This window comes from Bacillus sp. Nf3, assembly GCF_003028545.1.
Taxonomy (GTDB): Bacteria; Bacillota; Bacilli; order Bacillales; family Bacillaceae; genus Bacillus; species Bacillus safensis.
Genome location: NZ_PYUA01000003.1, coordinates 404,825 through 421,437, shown reverse-complemented (window position 1 = coordinate 421,437; position 16,613 = coordinate 404,825). Strand labels below are relative to the sequence as shown.

The window sequence follows — 16,613 nt, the reverse complement described above, 5'->3', positions numbered from 1 at the left end:
AGGGCGCTCTTATTCATCATATTAAAATAAAGAAAGCTGATTTTGATCAGGAAGTGCTTCTAAACAGCCTTGGCGATCTAAATACTCAAGAATAGTCTTTGAGACTTTTCCACGCTTTTGTAAATCTTCTTTTGAAAGGAATTCCCCATCTTGCCGCGCGCGGACAATATTTAACGCAACGTTTGTGCCGAGTCCAGGGATCGAGTTGAATGGAGGAATTAATCCGTCTCCATCTATGATAAACTCTGTTGCACTTGAGCGGTAGAGGTCCACTTTTTTGAAGTGGTAGCCTCTTTCACACATTTCAAGCGCAAGCTCTAGCACAGTTAATAGGTTCTTTTCTTTCGGTGATGCATCTAAACCTTTTGAATTAATATCATCCATAACGGCTCGAATTGCATTCGATCCTTTTGTCATCGTTTCAATATCAAAGTCATCCGCACGAACGGTAAAGTAAGCCGCATAGTACAGGAGTGCATGATGCACCTTGAAATAAGCAATACGAACAGCCATCAATACATATGCAGCAGCGTGGGCTTTAGGGAACATGTATTTGATCTTTTTACAAGAATCAATATACCAGTTTGGTACATTATTATTCTTCATTTCTTCTTCCCATTCAGGAGGAAGTCCCTTTCCTTTACGAACAGATTCCATGATTTTAAAGGCAAGTGACGGCTCTAATCCTTGATAGATGAGATAGACCATAATATCATCACGACACCCAATGACTTCACTTAGTTCACACGTTTTATTGTGAATGAGCTCTTGTGCGTTTCCGAGCCATACATCCGTACCGTGTGATAGCCCAGAAATCTGAACAAGCTCTGAAAAGGTCGTTGGTTTTGTATCCTCTAGCATTTGCCGAACAAATCTTGTTCCAAATTCCGGGATACCGAGTGTACCTGTTTTACAACCTATTTGCTCTTCTGTTACACCTAGCGGCTCTGTCCCTTGGAAAATCTTCATGACTTCAGGGTCATCTGTTGGAATCGTTTTTGGATCGATTCCGCTCAAATCTTGAAGCATACGAATGACCGTTGGATCATCGTGCCCAAGAATATCCAGCTTGAGCAAGTTATCGTGAATCGAATGGAAATCAAAATGTGTCGTCTTCCAATCAGAACCTGTCGCATCTGCTGGGTATTGAATAGGTGAGAAATCGTAAATATCCATATAATCCGGCACAACGATAATCCCGCCTGGATGCTGGCCCGTTGTCCGTTTTACCCCTGTACAGCCTTGTACAAGCCGGTCGATTTCAGCGCCTCTCATATGAAGGTTATGATCACCTGCATAGCCTTTCACGTAACCGTATGCTGTTTTTTCTGCAACGGTACCAATCGTCCCTGCTCGGTATACATACTCTTCTCCGAACAACTCTTTCGTATAGTTATGTGCTATCGGCTGATATTCGCCTGAGAAGTTCAAATCAATATCAGGAACTTTGTCTCCTTTAAAACCTAGGAACGTTTCAAACGGAATATCATGTCCGTCTTTTTTATACGGCGTTCCGCATTCAGGACAGTCTTTATCTGGAAGGTCAAAGCCTGAACCAACAGATCCGTCATTAAAGAACTCAGAGTGCTTACAGTTTGGGCATACATAATGAGGTGCAAGTGGATTTACTTCAGTAATCTCTGTTAATGTCGCAACAAGAGATGATCCGACAGATCCCCTTGAACCAACAAGATATCCATCATCAAGTGATTTTTTTACGAGCTTATGAGAGATTAAGTAAATAACGGCGAAACCATGACCGATAATACTTTTTAATTCTTTCTCAATGCGGTCTTCTACGATTTTCGGCAGGTCATCTCCGTAGATACTGCGCGCCATTTGATAGCTCATTTCCCGTATTTCTTCATCTGCACCTTCAATTTTTGGTGTGTAAAGATCATCTTTGATAGGTTTAATGCTTTCGACCATCTCAGATACTTTTTGCGTATTTGTTACGACGATCTCTTTCGCTTTTTCGTCTCCTAGGAAGGAGAACGCTTCGAGCATTTCATCTGTCGTTCTAAAATGAACTTTTGGCAGTTCATGTCGGTTCAGCGGATTCGCTCCACCCTGTGATGAAATTAAGATTTTACGATAAATTTTGTCTTCTGGATGCAGGTAATGTACATTCCCAGTCGCCACAACTGGTTTATTCAGCTTTTCGCCAAGTTTGACAATGTTTGTGATGATTTCTTTTAACGCACGTTCATCTCGAACTAACTCTAGCTGCAGCAGGTGCTGATACACTTCTGGCGGATGTACTTCTAAATAGTCATAAAATGCTGCAATGTCTTCCACCTCATCAGGTGACTTTTGCATCATTCCTTCAAATACCTCACCCTTATCACAAGCAGACCCAACAATTAAACCTTCTCGATATTTCTCAAGCTGTGAGCGCGGAATACGCGGAACCCGGTAGAAATAATGAATATGAGAAAGTGAAACAAGCTTAAATAAATTCTTAAGACCTGTCTCATTTTGAGCAATCAAAGTTGCATGGTAAGGACGTGAGCGCTGGTAAGCATTCGACTGCCCCATGTTTTCATTCAATTGATCGTGATAGGCAATCTCTTTTTCAGCCACATCTTTTAGCATCTTCAGCATGAGATAGCCTGTCGCCTCTGCATCATAAATCGCCCGGTGATGCTGCGTTAGTTCTATATCAAACTTTTTACAGAGGGTGTTCAGCCGGTGATTTTTAAATTCTGGGTAAAGGAACCGGCCAAGTTCAAGTGTATCAATGACAGGGTTTGACGCTTTATCTGTTTTTAAGAGGCGTTTATACGCTGCATTTAAAAAGCCCATATCAAAGCTCGCATTGTGCGCAACAAGAATATCTTGTCCAATCCATTCTTTGAAATCCCGTACGACGTCGACGACATCTGGTGCATCTCTCACCATATCATCGGTGATACCTGTTAATTCGATGGTTGTCGCTGATAACGGGTGATGGGGATTTGCAAATGCCTCAAAGCGGTCAATGATTTCCCCGCCTTTGATTTTCACTGCTGCCAGCTCAATGATCGTGTCATAAACGGCTGAAAGTCCAGTTGTCTCTACGTCGAATACGACATATGTCGCATCCTCTAACAAGCGGTGCTCTGGATTATATGCAATCGGTACCCCGTCGTCTACTAAGTTGATTTCCACACCGTACATCATTTTGATGCCATGCTTTTTACTTGCTGCATACGCATCCGGGAAGGATTGTACAACGGCATGATCTGTCAGGGCAATGGCTTCATGTCCCCATTTTTTTGCTTGTTCAACAAGCCTGCCGATGCCAGTGACAGCATCCATTTGGCTCATAGGTGAATGTAAATGAAGCTCCACACGCTTTTCACCCTCAGGTGCTGTATCTTCTTTCAGCTGCGGTTTCATTTCATTGACATCATTAGCGATCATGACAAGATCTCTGACAAACGTATCATTTTGAATGCTTCCTCTTGCTTTCACCCACATGCCTTTTTTCAATGATTTCATCAGCTGAGCATCTTCTTTTTCTCTTGCAAACATTTTGATCAATATACTATTTGTATAATCAGTGATCTTAAAGATACAAAGCGTTCTCCCGCTTTTCAGCTCACGCGTTTCTGCATCGAATACGTAGCCTTGAACGGTGATTCTTCTTTCCTCGTCCATGATACTGTCAAGCGTACGAATTTCTTCATTGTCTTTGATTTGATAGCCAATCATGAGAGGGCCTGACGGAGCTTCATCCTGCTCCTCACTTTCTTTCTTCTCCATCTCAGTGAGGGCTTGCATGGCTCTTTCTTGATCTTCAGCAAGCTTTTGTTCTCTGAACTTCTGAATCTCTTGATCTGATACAAAAATTTCTGTATCGAATTGCAGCTCTGGAAAACCTACTTGTTTAAATGCGGCCTGGAGCATCGGGCTGTACTTCTTCTTAATAGCGAGTGCCTCTGTTTCGCTTTTCGTTTTAATGATGATTTTATGACCAGACAGCGATGGCTTTTGCTGCTGAAGCAAACTGATGATTGGGGGAGAAATTCCTTGAAGTTCTTCCACACAATGTGACCAGTACGAGTGTACGAGTTCTTCAGAGATGTGCGGATCACTCACTTCAATCGTACAAGTAATTTGTGCAATATGAGAAAATGCATTTGTCAGTCTGCTGAGAAACATGGCGTATACTTTGTAAGGCAAAAGAGCCTTAAATTTAAAAAGGAAATGCCATGTTTTCGTCGCTTTGTGCACCGTCAATTTGACGATTTCCCCTTCTTCAAAGTAACGACTGAGGTCATCATCTGTCATTTGAATCTGATTGAGTAATATATGAAATTGCCGCCGTGTGATCGGTAATTGTTCATCCAAGACAGGACCCTCCTTTTTTCAATCAGAAAGGTACCTCTTTTCTACAGGAGGTACCTTCATTTTTTTGTTCGTTTTATGCTTGGCGTATAAATGAAATCAGATCATCAACAGATACTTCATGTGATTCACCTGATTTTCTAAACTTCACTTCAACAATACCTTCTTCTGAACGTTTACCGCAGCTAATGCGAATTGGCAGTCCAATTAAATCACTGTCTGCAAATTTCACTCCTGCACGCTCCTGGCGGTCATCGAAAAGTACGTCAAAGCCTTCATCTTCTAAGCGCTCGTACAACGTTTCAGCTAGTTCTTTTTGTGCATCGTTTTTCATATTTAATGCAAGGAGGTGAAGGTCATATGGTGCCACTGTTTCTGGCCAAATGATTCCTTTCTCATCGTGATGCTGTTCAACAATCGCTGAAAGAGTTCTAGAGATGCCGATGCCATAGCAGCCCATTATCATTGGCTGTGCACGTCCATTCTCATCAAGGTACGTTGCATCCATTGACTCAGAATAACGAGTGCCAAGTTTAAAGACTTGTCCTACTTCAATCCCTTTTGCAAACTGGATGGTACCTTCCCCGTCTGGAGAAACATCTCCTTCTTGAATCAAGCGAAGATCTGTGAATTCTTTCACTGACACATCACGTGCAGGGTTGACATTGACATAGTGATAATCCGCTTCGTTTGCACCAGCGACTGCATTTGTCATTCCCTTCACAGCAAGGTCCGCATAAATATCGACTTCTGCTTCCAGTTTAACAGGTCCAACAAATCCAGGCTCAGTTCCAATGACTTCTAGCACTTCTTCGCGTGATGCTAGTTCGACAAGCTGTGCTCCTACTAAGTTTTTCACTTTCACATCATTTACTTCATGATCGCCTCTAGTAAGGATGAGAACATACGCATCATCTGCTTTAAACAAAACAGATTTAATGCATGCAGAAGGATCAACTTCTAAAAATCCAGCCACATCTTGAATTGTTTTCGCTTGCGGCGTGTGGACTTTTTCAAGCTCTTTGAAGTCCGCAGGATTTGCTTCATCTCCGTGATATACAGCCTCAGCCATTTCAATGTTCGCAGCATATGAGGAAGTATCAGAATAAGCGATGGTATCCTCTCCGACCTCTGAGAGTGCCATGAACTCATGTGTATCTTTTCCGCCCATTGCCCCAGAATCTGCAATGACTGGTCTAAAATTGAGACCTACTTTTGAGAACACATTAGAGTAAGCTGTAAACATTTTGTTGTATGTCTCGTCAAGGCTTTCTGGTGAAGAATGGAATGAGTATGCATCCTTCATAATAAATTCACGTCCGCGCAGCAGTCCAAAGCGTGGTCTCTGTTCATCACGGAATTTTGATTGAATTTGATATAGAGTTAAAGGTAGCTTCTTATACGATTTCACTTCGCTGCGTACTAGTGATGTAATCACTTCTTCGTGGGTTGGACCAAGCGCAAATTCGCGGCCATGGCGATCCTTCATACGCATCAGTTCTGGACCGTATGTATACCATCTTCCTGACTCTTGCCACATTTCTGCCTGCTGCAGCACTGGCATTAACAGTTCAGCTGCGCCTGCCTTTTCCATTTCCATGCGGACGATGGATTGAATATGCTGAATGACTTTATGCGCAAGCGGCAGATAATGATAGATTCCACTTGTATTTTGTCTAATAAATCCAGCTCTTACTAAGAGTTGATGACTTTTTGCCTCAGCATCTGCCGGCACCTCTCGAAGAGTTGGAATGAAAGTCAGGGATTGTCTCATGTCGTTACACCTCATTTATGAAATAGGACTTCTCACAAAAACTCTTGTTTCCCGGAATGAGAAACAAGAGAGAATGGTTTTTATAAAAATAACCGCTGGATGTCATTCCACGTTACCACTAACATTAACAGCATGAGGAAAGCAACACCAATAAAGACAACAAGTGCTTCTTTCTCACGATTAATTGGTTTACCGCGAATGGCTTCAACAAATAAGAATAGTAAACGTCCTCCGTCTAATGCAGGAATCGGTAACAAATTCACGATGCCTAGGTTGATACTGAGGAACGCCCCAAACTGCATTAATGTTAATACACCTTGTTTGGCTACTTCTCCTGTCATGTCATAAATTCCAACAGGACCTGCTAACATATCTAGTGAAAATTGTCCTGTGACAATTTTTTGCAAGTTCGTTAAGATCAGACCTGCCGTTGAAATGACGGTTGTGCCTGAAGATGAAATGACTTTCAAGAATCCATTTTCCGTTGGCGGATATGATCCGAAACGGCCAATGCTTTTTCCGTCAGCTTTCACAGCTTCTGGTACAACCTGCACAGTGCTTTCTTTGCCGTCTCGGTCAATGACGACATTCATTTTTTTCTCAGGGTTCTTTTGAACTGTTTGAACGACGTCTGTCCAAGAATTCATTTTCTCGCCGTTAATCGAAACGATGTGATCTCCCTGCATCAGTCCAGCTTCCGCCGCTCGGCCGTCTTTCGTGAGCTTACCGAGTACAGGGTCATCAACGGTTACCCCTTGGATAAAGCCTAAAGCAACCAAAATCACATACGCCAGGATAAAGTTCATAATTGGTCCAGCTGCGATGGCTTTAATTCGCTGCCAAACCGTTTTTGAACCAAATTGACGATTGTATGGTGCAATTTGAATCTCTTCACCATCTGCAATATAGAAGCTTGTTTGGCTGACATTGTAGCCAGTCAGAATATCTTCATTTCCAGCTTCATATCCCGAGATTCTCATGGCATGATCTAAATCGATCTGCTCAACTTCGATGACAAGTGCATCAGGATATTTTTCTTTATCATTTAAAATGATCTTTTCTACTTCATTTTGCTCATTGAATAAGAGCCCCACTGTATGACCTGGTTTAATTTCAATGACTTCAGGGTCTTCTCCAGCCATTTTCACAAATCCGCCAATAGGGAGGAGTCTAATGGTATAAACGGTTTCCTTTCGTTTAAAGGAGAAAATCTTCGGCCCAAAACCAATTGCGAACTCGCGGCATAAAATCCCCGCGCGCTGCGCCATAATTAAATGGCCAAGCTCGTGGAAAAAAACGAGCGTTCCAAAAATAATAATAAACGCAATCACTGTATTCACGAACATACCACCTTATGTGAGGATTGATTGAACAAAGTCTCGTGTATCTTTGTCCACTTCATGGATATCTTGCAAACTAGGCGTTGAAATCACATGATGTCTAATTAGTGCCTTTTCAATCAATTCTTCAATTTGCAGGAACGTTACTTTGCCTTTCAGAAATGCATCAACTGCTATTTCATTTGCTGCATTGAGTACAGCAGGCATTGTCCCTCCTATTTTACCTGATTCATAAGCAAAATGTAAGCAGCGATACCTGTCAAAATCCGCTTTTTGGAAATTCAATTGTCCAATCTCCCAAAGGTTCAATGATTTCGCTTCTTGTAACGGCGCCCTGTCAGGATATGTGAGTGCATATTGAATAGGTACTCTCATGTCAGGTGTCCCTAACTGAGCCATGACGCTTTTGTCGTGAAATTCCACCATCGAATGGATAATGCTCTCTTTATGTAGCAGCACATCAATTTGTTCATAAGGGATATCAAACAACCAATGTGCCTCAATCACCTCGAGCCCTTTATTCATCATCGTCGCTGAATCAATGGTGATTTTCGCTCCCATCGACCAGTTCGGGTGGTTCAGCGCTTCTTCAACCGTAACACCTTCAAGTTCAGTTCGTTTTTTATCTCGGAAACTACCACCTGAAGCTGTCACGATTAAGCGTTCAATATTTTTAGCTTGTTCACCTTGCAGGCATTGAAAAATAGCGGAATGCTCACTATCGACAGGAAGTAAAGGTACATTATATGTTTTGGCGTACTCTTTTACTATATGACCAGCTGTCACAAGTGTTTCCTTATTTGCGAGTGCAATTGTCTTTTTTTGTTCAATGGCCTTTAGTGTTGGAACAAGTCCAACACTTCCTACAAGTGCATTTACTACAACGTCTACTGCATCATAGGTCGCTGCCTCGATGTTGGCTTCATCACCAGCAGCCAGCTTCACATCGTATGCAAATGAATGATTCTTTAGTGTGTGATAGGTTTCTTCGTCTACACAGCCGACGAATTCAGGCTGAAAGCGCTCAATGATCGGAATCGCCTTTGCTATATTTCTGCCAAATGTCATGGCTTTCAGCTGAAACTTGTCCGGGTGCTGCCTGATCACATCTAACGTTTGTTCTCCAATTGATCCTGTTGCGCCTAATAGCGAAATATATTTCAAATTGCCACTCCTTCTCTCGTTCAATAAGTTTCTATGAGGTTAGCTGGCAAACGTTGCGAGCAGTAAGTATAAAAACGGCAGAACGAATAAAAAGCTGTCAAACCTGTCCAAAATTCCGCCATGGCCAGGGAGAATTGTCCCTGAATCCTTCACGTGATAATGACGCTTTAAAGCAGATTCCACTAGGTCGCCAAGCTGTCCAAAGATACTGAGTAAAAGAGTAATAAACATCACAAGCAGATATGATGGCAAAAATCCTGTAACCGCCTGAAACACAAGTGACAACACGACCGCTGTGACGATTCCGCCGATAAATCCTTCTACTGTTTTGTTTGGGCTGATTTCTGGCCAAAGCTTTCGTTTCCCCATAGATTTCCCAATAAAGTAGGCTCCTGAGTCAGTAGACCAAATAATCACTGCTGCGAAGAAAATCGCACTCATGCCATATAAGCCTCTAATTTGGATAAAATAATAGAAACTAACGCCAATATATAATGTGGCTAATACAACAAAAGCAACCTCATCGAATGTGAAAGAGTTTTTGCTCAAAACTGTATAAGTTAAAAGTATTAAGACTGCGAATAAAGCAATCTGCATTTTTGATGCGTCCACGTTTGGGAAGAAACTGTTGTCTCCGCCCATTAAAAGCCAAAGCAATATTAAGCTGACAATACCAGGAAAGCTGAAAATCGAGATTTTTTTCATTCTTAAAAGCTCAAAGAGAGCGACACTTCCCATTAAATAAATCAGCAGGGTAAATGGCATCTGTCCATATATAACAGCAAGTAAAAAGACTGCAGCTGCCAAAACACCCGTCAAAATTCTTTGTTTCATCTGCACCACCCTCTAAATTCCACCGAACCTCCGGCCGCGGCGCTGGTACTCTCCAATAGCGCCTATAAGGTGCTCATCAGAAAAGTCAGGCCAAAGCACATCCGTAAAGACAAACTCGCTGTAAGCAATTTGCCAAAGCATAAAGTTGCTTAATCTAATTTCTCCACTCGTGCGAATGAGCAAATCCGGATCTTGAAGAGATTCTGTCATTAAATAAGCTGAAAACATCTCTTCTGTGATGTCTTCTGCTTGAAGCTTACCTTCTTTGACCATTTCAGAAATTTGTCTGCATGCGGAGACGATTTCTGTGCGCCCCCCGTAGTTGAGCGCAAAATTCAAAACGAGTCCGTCGTTATTTGCCGTACTCTTTACTGCATTCTCTACCGCTTTTTTCGTATGCTGTGGGAGGCCGTCTGGATCACCTGTTAAACGCACACGGACATTTTCCTCGATGAGTTCAGGTAGGTAGATGTTTAAAAATTCTTCAGGAAGTTTCATTAAAAAGTCTACTTCTAGTTTTGGACGTTTCCAATTTTCCGTAGAGAAAGCATACAAAGTCAGCACTTTGACATTCAGCTCATTTGCAAGCTTTGTCATGCGCTTGACGACTTTCATTCCTTCATGATGACCTGCTACCCGTGGAAGAGCACGTTTTTTCGCCCATCTTCCGTTCCCATCCATGATAATGGCGATATGTTCAGGAATTTCTCCATTTAATATGTCTTCTTTTGTCAGGCTTTCTAAGTTGGAAGCTGCTGTTTGCTGATTCTTCCAATTTTTGAGTATATTGAGCATGAGATTCCTCCATCACCCAAAAAGGTTGCGTTCCCGCTAATAATATAGTCATCAACAGTATTAACAAAAAAACCCCCTGTAAACATGAAGAGGGTCTTTTCACTATTATCTATTGTACATAGTTTTTTCTTAAACTTCCATGATTTCTTTTTCTTTATCTTTCGTCACGTCATCAATTTTAGCGACATATTCATCTGTCAATTTTTGGACATCCTCTGTTGATGATCTTAATTCATCTTCAGTGATCTCCCCATTTTTCTCAAGCTTTTTCAAATCATCGTTTGCATCACGACGAACGTTACGAACAGCTACTTTTGCTTCTTCTGAGTATTTTTTCACTACTTTCACAAGCTCTTTACGTCTTTCTTCTGTCAGCGCAGGAATCGCAATGCGGATCACATTTCCGTCACTTGTTGGCGTAATGCCAAGATCAGACTTTTGGATCGCTTTTTCGATATCACCGATTGCTGTTTTATCGTAAGGTGTGATAATCAGCATACGTGCTTCTGGCACTGTGATTGACGCAATTTGGTTAAGAGGTGTTTGTGCACCGTAATAATCAACTGTCACTTTATCAAGCAGAGAAGCATTTGCACGGCCTGCACGAACAGTTGCAAGCTCACGTCCGTATGCTTGTACGGCTTTTTCCATTTTTTCTTTCGTTTGGTTCAACACTTCTTTTGACACGTTATTTCCCCCTCACGATCGTTCCGATTGATTCGCCATTTACGGCACGTTTAATATTTCCTTCTTCCATAATGGAGAAGACAATTAATGGAATGTCATTGTCCATACATAATGAGGACGCAGTAGAATCCATTACAGCAAGCCCTTCTTTAAGTACATCAAGATATGAAAGCTTATCATATTTTACTGCATCCGCATCTGTACGAGGATCAGCACTGTAGACACCATCTACATTATTTTTCGCCATTAAAATGACATCTGCTTCAATTTCTGCTGCTCGAAGTGCTGCCGTAGTATCTGTAGAGAAATAAGGGTTACCTGTTCCAGCAGCAAAAATGACGACACGTTTCTTCTCAAGATGACGGATCGCTTTTCTTCTTATGTATGGTTCTGCAACCTGTCTCATTTCGATAGAGGTTTGCACTCTAGACTGAATGCCAAGCGTTTCTAGGCTGTCCTGTAACGCCAGTGAGTTCATCACTGTTGCTAGCATCCCCATATAGTCTGCTGTTGCACGGTCCATTCCTAGATCACTGCCTGTCTTTCCGCGCCAAAGGTTTCCTCCGCCTACAACGACCGCAACTTCAACATCAAGCTCTGCAATTTCTTTTACTTGCTTAGCAATGGACTGAATGACAGTTGGGTTAATTCCATTTCCAGCATCACCCGCTAGTGCTTCGCCACTTAGCTTCAGTACAATGCGATTATATTTCGGTTTGCTCATGATAACCTCCAAGTGTAAACTATACCGTCTCTTATTATGCGTAAGAAACTGCCTTTTGTAAATCAATATCCTCTAAAAAATAGGGAACACAGTGCTTGTGCTCCCCTAAAAAAGCCCCAGAGAGCTTTTCAAACATTATTTTTTCACTTGGCTCATAACTTCTTCAGCAAAGTTGTCTTGACGTTTTTCGATACCTTCGCCCACTTCATAGCGAACATAAGTTTGAACAGTTGCGTTTTTCGCAGCTACAACTTGTTTCACTTTTTCATCTGGGTTTTTAACGAACGCTTGGTCAAGTAAGCAAATTTCTTCGAAGAATTTGTTTAGACGGCCTTCTACCATTTTAGCTACGATGTTTTCAGGCTTTCCTTCTTGAAGCGCTTGCTGAGTTAATACTTCACGCTCACGGTTTGCTTCTTCTTCTGACACTTGATCACGAGAAATGTATTTAGGGTTTACAGCTGCAACGTGCATTGCGATGTCTCTTGCAAGCTCTTCGTCAGTTGTTCCGTTAAGAACAGCTAACACACCGATACGTCCGCCCATGTGCAGGTAAGAACCGAATGCAGCATTATCTTCTTTTGTGATGACAGAGAAACGACGTAGAGTGATTTTCTCTCCGATTTTCGCAATTGCAGATGTGATATGCTCTTCAACTGTTGAACCGTTTTCCATTTTAGAAGCATGAGCTTCTTCAATTGTTGAAGGTTTAGCAGCTAGCAAATGATCAGCAAGTTCGTTAAGAAGTGCTTGGAATCCTTCGTTTTTCGCAACGAAATCAGTCTCAGAGTTCACTTCTAGGATGACGCCTGTGTTGCCGTCAGTTTTGATAAGAGTTAATCCTTCTGCCGCAATACGGTCTGCTTTTTTCGCAGCTTTTGCGATTCCTTTTTCTCTTAGAAGGTCGATTGCTTTCTCGATGTCACCATCAGTTTCTGTTAACGCTTTTTTACAGTCCATCATACCTGCACCAGTTTTTTGACGCAGTTCTTTAACTAATTGAGCAGTAATTGCCATTTTACATTTCCTCCTTCTATGTTAAAACACGGATTACTAGGTGAAAAAAAGGTGATAAAAGGCATTTCCCTCTTATCACCTTTTGAATAGGTTACGCAGTTGTTGTTTCAGTTTCTGTCGTTTCTTCTACAACAGCTTCTTCTTCGCCTTGTTTAGACTCAAGAATCGCATCTGCCATTTTAGCAGTTAGAAGTTTTACAGCACGGATTGCATCATCGTTTGCAGGGATCACAACATCAATTTCGTCTGGATCACAGTTTGTGTCAACGATACCGATGATTGGGATATTCAATTTACGAGCTTCTGCAACTGCAATACGCTCTTTACGAGGGTCGATAATGAAAAGTGCATCCGGAAGACCCTTCATGTCTTTGATTCCGCCTAGGAATTTTTCAAGACGTTCTAATTCTTTTTTCAGTTGAACGACTTCTTTCTTAGGAAGAACTTCGAAAGTACCGTTTTCTTGCATTTTTTCAATATCTTTTAAACGTTTGATACGTTTTTGGATTGTTTCAAAGTTTGTTAAAGTTCCACCAAGCCAGCGTTGGTTCACATAGAACATACCAGAACGGATTGCTTCTTCTTTCACTGAATCTTGTGCTTGCTTTTTCGTACCAACGAAAAGGATTTTTCCTCCGTCAGCAGCAAGGTTTTTCGTGAAGTTGTATGCTTCCTCTACTTTTTTCACCGTTTTTTGAAGGTCGATGATGTAGATACCGTTACGCTCTGTAAAGATGTAACGCTTCATTTTTGGGTTCCAACGGCGAGTTTGGTGACCGAAGTGAACACCAGCTTCTAGCAATTGTTTCATAGAAATAACTGACATTTTGTTGCCTCCTAATATAATGGTTTTTTTTCCTCCGCTTAAGTCATGTTCACATAAAACTGCGCCACGGCAGCACCTTCATACGAATCATTAAGCGTGTGTATTTAACACCAAGAAATAATATAACACATGATGGACTGACAATCAAGAATCCTTTACAGCTTTCCGCTAAATTTTAATAAAAGCTCGATTTCTGTCTTGCCAGTTTTCATTTCTTTCGCTATTTCTTCTAGTGATCGCCCTTCATCATATAAGGTCTTCACTTGATCTTCGAATGTTTCTTCTATTTCACTTTTAGAAGGCAGAGAAGCCTCTGTTTCAAGTTGTGGAACGGGTTCGTTTACCTTCTCTTCCTGCACCTCAACTTCGCTAAGAAGAGCCGACAGGTGCTCTGGTACGGGATCTTCACTTTCGACCGATTGCTGGGATTCAATTGGTGGTTGTGGCTGCTTTGGTGTCTGAAGATCCGATTTCAGCTCTTCAGCAGAAAAATCAGGGGAAGCGGCTGCCACTTTTGTTAGTTTGTCATTCTCTTCTTTGACTTCCATCAAAAATGCAGCCAGGGTATTTTCCGTTTCTTCTAGAAGTTCTCGCTGTTTTTGTTCTGTTGCCTTCAGCGAATTCATTCTCGTATATAAAATAATCACAAAATAAATAAGTGCAGCATGAAGCATGAAGCTAATCAGCCATAACATATTTTTTCACTCACTAACTCTTTAAGATTGAATGGCTTTATCAAGCAGATGCTTAAGCTTGAACAAGGCCTTTGAATGAATTTGCGAAATGCGCGAGGTAGATAAATTGAGCACTTGACCGATTTCCGTTAATGTCAGTTCTTCTTTATAGAAAAGACTGATCACGAGCTTTTCTTTTTCAGAAAGCTCAGTGATTTTTTCAGAAAGCTGTTCAATTAATTCATCTTTCAGCATTTTCTCTTCTGGAGTCACAGACTTCTCGTCGCGAATCATGACTTGGACGTTTTCTCCGTCTTCTTGATCATGCAGCTTCTCATCGATTGAGAGCAGATTTGCAAAGAATCCTTCATTCATCGTTGTGACAACATCTTGTTCACTCATGCCGAGTTCCTCAGCCACCTCTGTCGGCGTCACATTACGCAAATAACGCTGTTCAAGCTTTTCAATAGCCGCTTCTACTTTTTTTGTTTTTTCTCTTGATGTACGAGGCAGCCAGTCCTCTTTACGAAGACCGTCGATGATGGCCCCGCGGATTCTGAAGGATGCATATGTATCAAACTTCAGATCTCTTCCGGGATCAAATTTTTCAAGGGCATCATATAAACCGAGCATCCCTAGACTGATCAAGTCTTCTTTATGCACTGACTTCGGGAGACCGATGGAAATTCTTCCAACATGATATGTGACGAGCGGCATATAGCGGCGCATAAGATCATCTCCAGCAGCAGGGTCTTTCCACTCTTTCCATCTAGCCCATAGCGCCTGATCTTCGTAATTTAAGGATTGCATCTTTATCCCCCTATACTTCCTTAGTTATATCTTCATAATGCCTTGCTTCACAGTACGGATCTCAAGCTCTGCCGTAAGCGGATCGAATTCAATCGTACGGCCACTGTTTCCGCCTGTATCCTCACTAATAATCGGGATATGATGAAGAGACAAATGTTCTTTCACAGCTGAAACGTTTCTAGGTCCAATTCTCATAAGATCATTGGTTGACTTAAACTTAAACATTTCCGCCCCGCCAGCAAGTTTTGCCTTTAGCGCATGTTTGCGTGCGCCTGCTTTTAGGAGCAGATCAATTGTATGCTTGACACCTGTATCTGCATATTTAGCCAAGTTCTCCACCGTCCCTTTTGAAAGAGAGGAGTCTGGAAGCATAACATGGACAAGGCCTGCCAGCTTTTTCTCTTGATCAAACAAGACAAGCCCTACGCAAGAACCAAGACCGGATGTCCGAATGCGGTCCGGTGTTTTGACAAGCTGAACATCCGCAATACCAACCTTTACAACTGCCGGAATTTGCACGTTCATTATAGGTTACCTAATGCTTTGAATAGTTTTTCAAACGATTCAAAGTCTGGTAATAGAAACATATTTCCTTTCAGCTCTTGCTTATTTTGATCATCAAAAATAGATGTATCAATCACAATCGCCTGATCGCCAAGAGGACTGAATTGCATTAACCCTTCACTAATGACAGCCCCGAACATATCGAGCGTGACATCTGGAACACTTGGGTAAAGCTGCAATTTTGTTAAATCAGCAAGGGCTGATAAATAAGAGCCCGCTAAAATATTTCCCAGTTCATGAAGTGCTGACGTCCCCATCTCATGTTCATGAATCGTATCAATATCAAATGCCGGATCCTGGACAAGCTCTCTTACAAATTGCTCCGCTTGCTCAAACGGCATAATGAAAAAGATTGACCCGGTTAAATCTCCTTCCATCCGCAGGAAAATGCTTGCAACGGGAAGATCTGCACCGCCAAAGAAATCCATTAAATCTTCAAACGAGAGAACCTTGACAAAAGGAACAGCCATATCAATTTTGCGATCCAATAGGTTGGCAAGAGCAGACGCTGCGTGGCCTGCCCCGATATTCCCAACCTCTCCTAAAATATCTAGCTGTTCATCTTTAATTTCGTTGAAAATGCTCATTTCACATCCCCCTTAATGAACAGGTGCACCTTGAACGCTCTTGTCGAGGACAGCACCGGCATGAATGATATTGAAAAGACGCTGATCATGCTTAATAATACCTGTCACCCATGACTGTCCTTCTTTTTCAGCTGATTCAGGAGAAGATTCTACTTCTTCCTGATGGACGGTTATGACATCATTTGCTTCATCAACAATCCAGCCGACTTCAATGTCACCTACTTGTACAATGATCATTCTTGTTTCATCTGTAATCTCGTTGTCAGTAGAACCAAGTCTGACTCTCAGGTCAATGACAGGTGTCACGACACCGCGTAAATTAATAACACCGCATATATAAGGGGCAACGCCAGGAACTCTTGTCGGCTGCTGCCATTTTTCAATGGACTTTACTTCTGATACTGAAATGGCGTATTCTTTTTTGTTTACGATAAACACAATCATCTTTTCGCCAGTTTTGATATCTGTACTCATTTCAGACCGCT

Annotated in this window: 15 protein-coding genes; all 15 read right to left on the bottom strand. The window is 41.8% G+C overall.

Annotated elements, in window-relative coordinates:
* Positions 1-21: 21 nt before the first annotated feature.
* The gene (locus C9414_RS11630) at positions 22-4,335 is read right to left on the bottom strand and encodes a PolC-type DNA polymerase III (protein ID WP_107163671.1); all 4,314 of its coding nucleotides are present in this window, start codon (positions 4,333-4,335) and stop codon (positions 22-24) included.
* Positions 4,336-4,408: 73 nt separating this feature from the next.
* Positions 4,409-6,106, bottom strand: coding sequence for a proline--tRNA ligase (locus C9414_RS11625; RefSeq protein ID WP_107163670.1), 1,698 nt, complete (start codon positions 6,104-6,106; stop codon positions 4,409-4,411).
* 80 nt (positions 6,107-6,186) lie between these two features.
* Positions 6,187-7,452 carry an RIP metalloprotease RseP gene (gene rseP / locus C9414_RS11620; RefSeq protein ID WP_107163669.1) on the bottom strand — a complete coding sequence of 422 codons (1,266 nt, stop codon included), beginning with the start codon at positions 7,450-7,452 and terminating at the stop codon, positions 6,187-6,189.
* A gap of 6 nt (positions 7,453-7,458) precedes the next feature.
* Complete coding sequence (gene dxr / locus C9414_RS11615; RefSeq protein WP_107163668.1) at positions 7,459-8,610, bottom strand: 1-deoxy-D-xylulose-5-phosphate reductoisomerase; 1,152 nt, start codon at positions 8,608-8,610, stop codon at positions 7,459-7,461.
* Between the two features lie 39 nt (positions 8,611-8,649).
* A complete protein-coding gene (locus C9414_RS11610) occupies positions 8,650-9,444 on the bottom strand; it encodes a phosphatidate cytidylyltransferase (RefSeq protein ID WP_024424148.1) in 795 nt (264 codons plus the stop codon).
* Positions 9,445-9,456: 12 nt separating this feature from the next.
* Positions 9,457-10,239 carry an undecaprenyl pyrophosphate synthase gene (locus C9414_RS11605; protein WP_039178577.1) on the bottom strand — a complete coding sequence of 261 codons (783 nt, stop codon included), beginning with the start codon at positions 10,237-10,239 and terminating at the stop codon, positions 9,457-9,459.
* Between the two features lie 129 nt (positions 10,240-10,368).
* Positions 10,369-10,926 carry a ribosome recycling factor gene (gene frr / locus C9414_RS11600; RefSeq protein WP_024424150.1) on the bottom strand — a complete coding sequence of 186 codons (558 nt, stop codon included), beginning with the start codon at positions 10,924-10,926 and terminating at the stop codon, positions 10,369-10,371.
* Between the two features lies 1 nt (position 10,927).
* Complete coding sequence (pyrH, locus tag C9414_RS11595; protein ID WP_008344767.1) at positions 10,928-11,650, bottom strand: UMP kinase; 723 nt, start codon at positions 11,648-11,650, stop codon at positions 10,928-10,930.
* Between the two features lie 135 nt (positions 11,651-11,785).
* Positions 11,786-12,667: a translation elongation factor Ts gene (tsf, locus tag C9414_RS11590; RefSeq protein WP_107163667.1), complete on the bottom strand. Its 882-nt coding sequence runs from the start codon at positions 12,665-12,667 to the stop codon at positions 11,786-11,788.
* Between the two features lie 91 nt (positions 12,668-12,758).
* Positions 12,759-13,493 carry a 30S ribosomal protein S2 gene (rpsB, locus tag C9414_RS11585; protein WP_007499561.1) on the bottom strand — a complete coding sequence of 245 codons (735 nt, stop codon included), beginning with the start codon at positions 13,491-13,493 and terminating at the stop codon, positions 12,759-12,761.
* Positions 13,494-13,648: 155 nt separating this feature from the next.
* Positions 13,649-14,188: a hypothetical protein gene (locus C9414_RS11580; protein WP_039178571.1), complete on the bottom strand. Its 540-nt coding sequence runs from the start codon at positions 14,186-14,188 to the stop codon at positions 13,649-13,651.
* 21 nt (positions 14,189-14,209) lie between these two features.
* On the bottom strand, positions 14,210-14,977 hold the full coding sequence (locus C9414_RS11575; RefSeq protein ID WP_024424154.1) for a FliA/WhiG family RNA polymerase sigma factor: 768 nt from the start codon (positions 14,975-14,977) through the stop codon (positions 14,210-14,212).
* 24 nt (positions 14,978-15,001) lie between these two features.
* Positions 15,002-15,502 (bottom strand): chemotaxis protein CheD, encoded by a 501-nt coding sequence (locus tag C9414_RS11570; RefSeq protein WP_039178568.1) that lies wholly within the window; start codon positions 15,500-15,502, stop codon positions 15,002-15,004.
* Positions 15,502-16,128, bottom strand: a complete 627-nt coding sequence (locus C9414_RS11565) for a chemotaxis protein CheC (protein ID WP_024424156.1) — start codon at positions 16,126-16,128, stop codon at positions 15,502-15,504. Before C9414_RS11565 ends, C9414_RS11570 begins: the two co-directional genes overlap by 1 nt.
* A gap of 12 nt (positions 16,129-16,140) precedes the next feature.
* Positions 16,141-16,602, bottom strand: a complete 462-nt coding sequence (locus tag C9414_RS11560; RefSeq protein WP_024424157.1) for a chemotaxis protein CheW — start codon at positions 16,600-16,602, stop codon at positions 16,141-16,143.
* Between the last annotated feature and the right edge of the window lie 11 nt (positions 16,603-16,613).

Bases quoted from the DNA above. Each gene is read 5' to 3' on its own strand.
- C9414_RS11610 (WP_024424148.1), bottom strand. From the start codon at position 9,444: ATGAAACAAAGAATTTTGACGGGTGTTTTGGCAGCTGCAGTCTTTTTA.
- C9414_RS11570 (WP_039178568.1), bottom strand. From the start codon at position 15,502: ATGAACGTGCAAATTCCGGCAGTTGTAAAGGTTGGTATTGCGGATGTT.
- pyrH (WP_008344767.1), bottom strand. From the start codon at position 11,650: ATGAGCAAACCGAAATATAATCGCATTGTACTGAAGCTAAGTGGCGAA.
- C9414_RS11560 (WP_024424157.1), bottom strand. From the start codon at position 16,602: ATGAGTACAGATATCAAAACTGGCGAAAAGATGATTGTGTTTATCGTA.
- C9414_RS11625 (WP_107163670.1), bottom strand. From the start codon at position 6,106: ATGAGACAATCCCTGACTTTCATTCCAACTCTTCGAGAGGTGCCGGCA.
- tsf (WP_107163667.1), bottom strand. From the start codon at position 12,667: ATGGCAATTACTGCTCAATTAGTTAAAGAACTGCGTCAAAAAACTGGT.
- C9414_RS11605 (WP_039178577.1), bottom strand. From the start codon at position 10,239: ATGCTCAATATACTCAAAAATTGGAAGAATCAGCAAACAGCAGCTTCC.
- C9414_RS11575 (WP_024424154.1), bottom strand. From the start codon at position 14,977: ATGCAATCCTTAAATTACGAAGATCAGGCGCTATGGGCTAGATGGAAA.
- C9414_RS11565 (WP_024424156.1), bottom strand. From the start codon at position 16,128: ATGAGCATTTTCAACGAAATTAAAGATGAACAGCTAGATATTTTAGGA.
- C9414_RS11580 (WP_039178571.1), bottom strand. From the start codon at position 14,188: ATGTTATGGCTGATTAGCTTCATGCTTCATGCTGCACTTATTTATTTT.
- rseP (WP_107163669.1), bottom strand. From the start codon at position 7,452: ATGTTCGTGAATACAGTGATTGCGTTTATTATTATTTTTGGAACGCTC.
- rpsB (WP_007499561.1), bottom strand. From the start codon at position 13,493: ATGTCAGTTATTTCTATGAAACAATTGCTAGAAGCTGGTGTTCACTTC.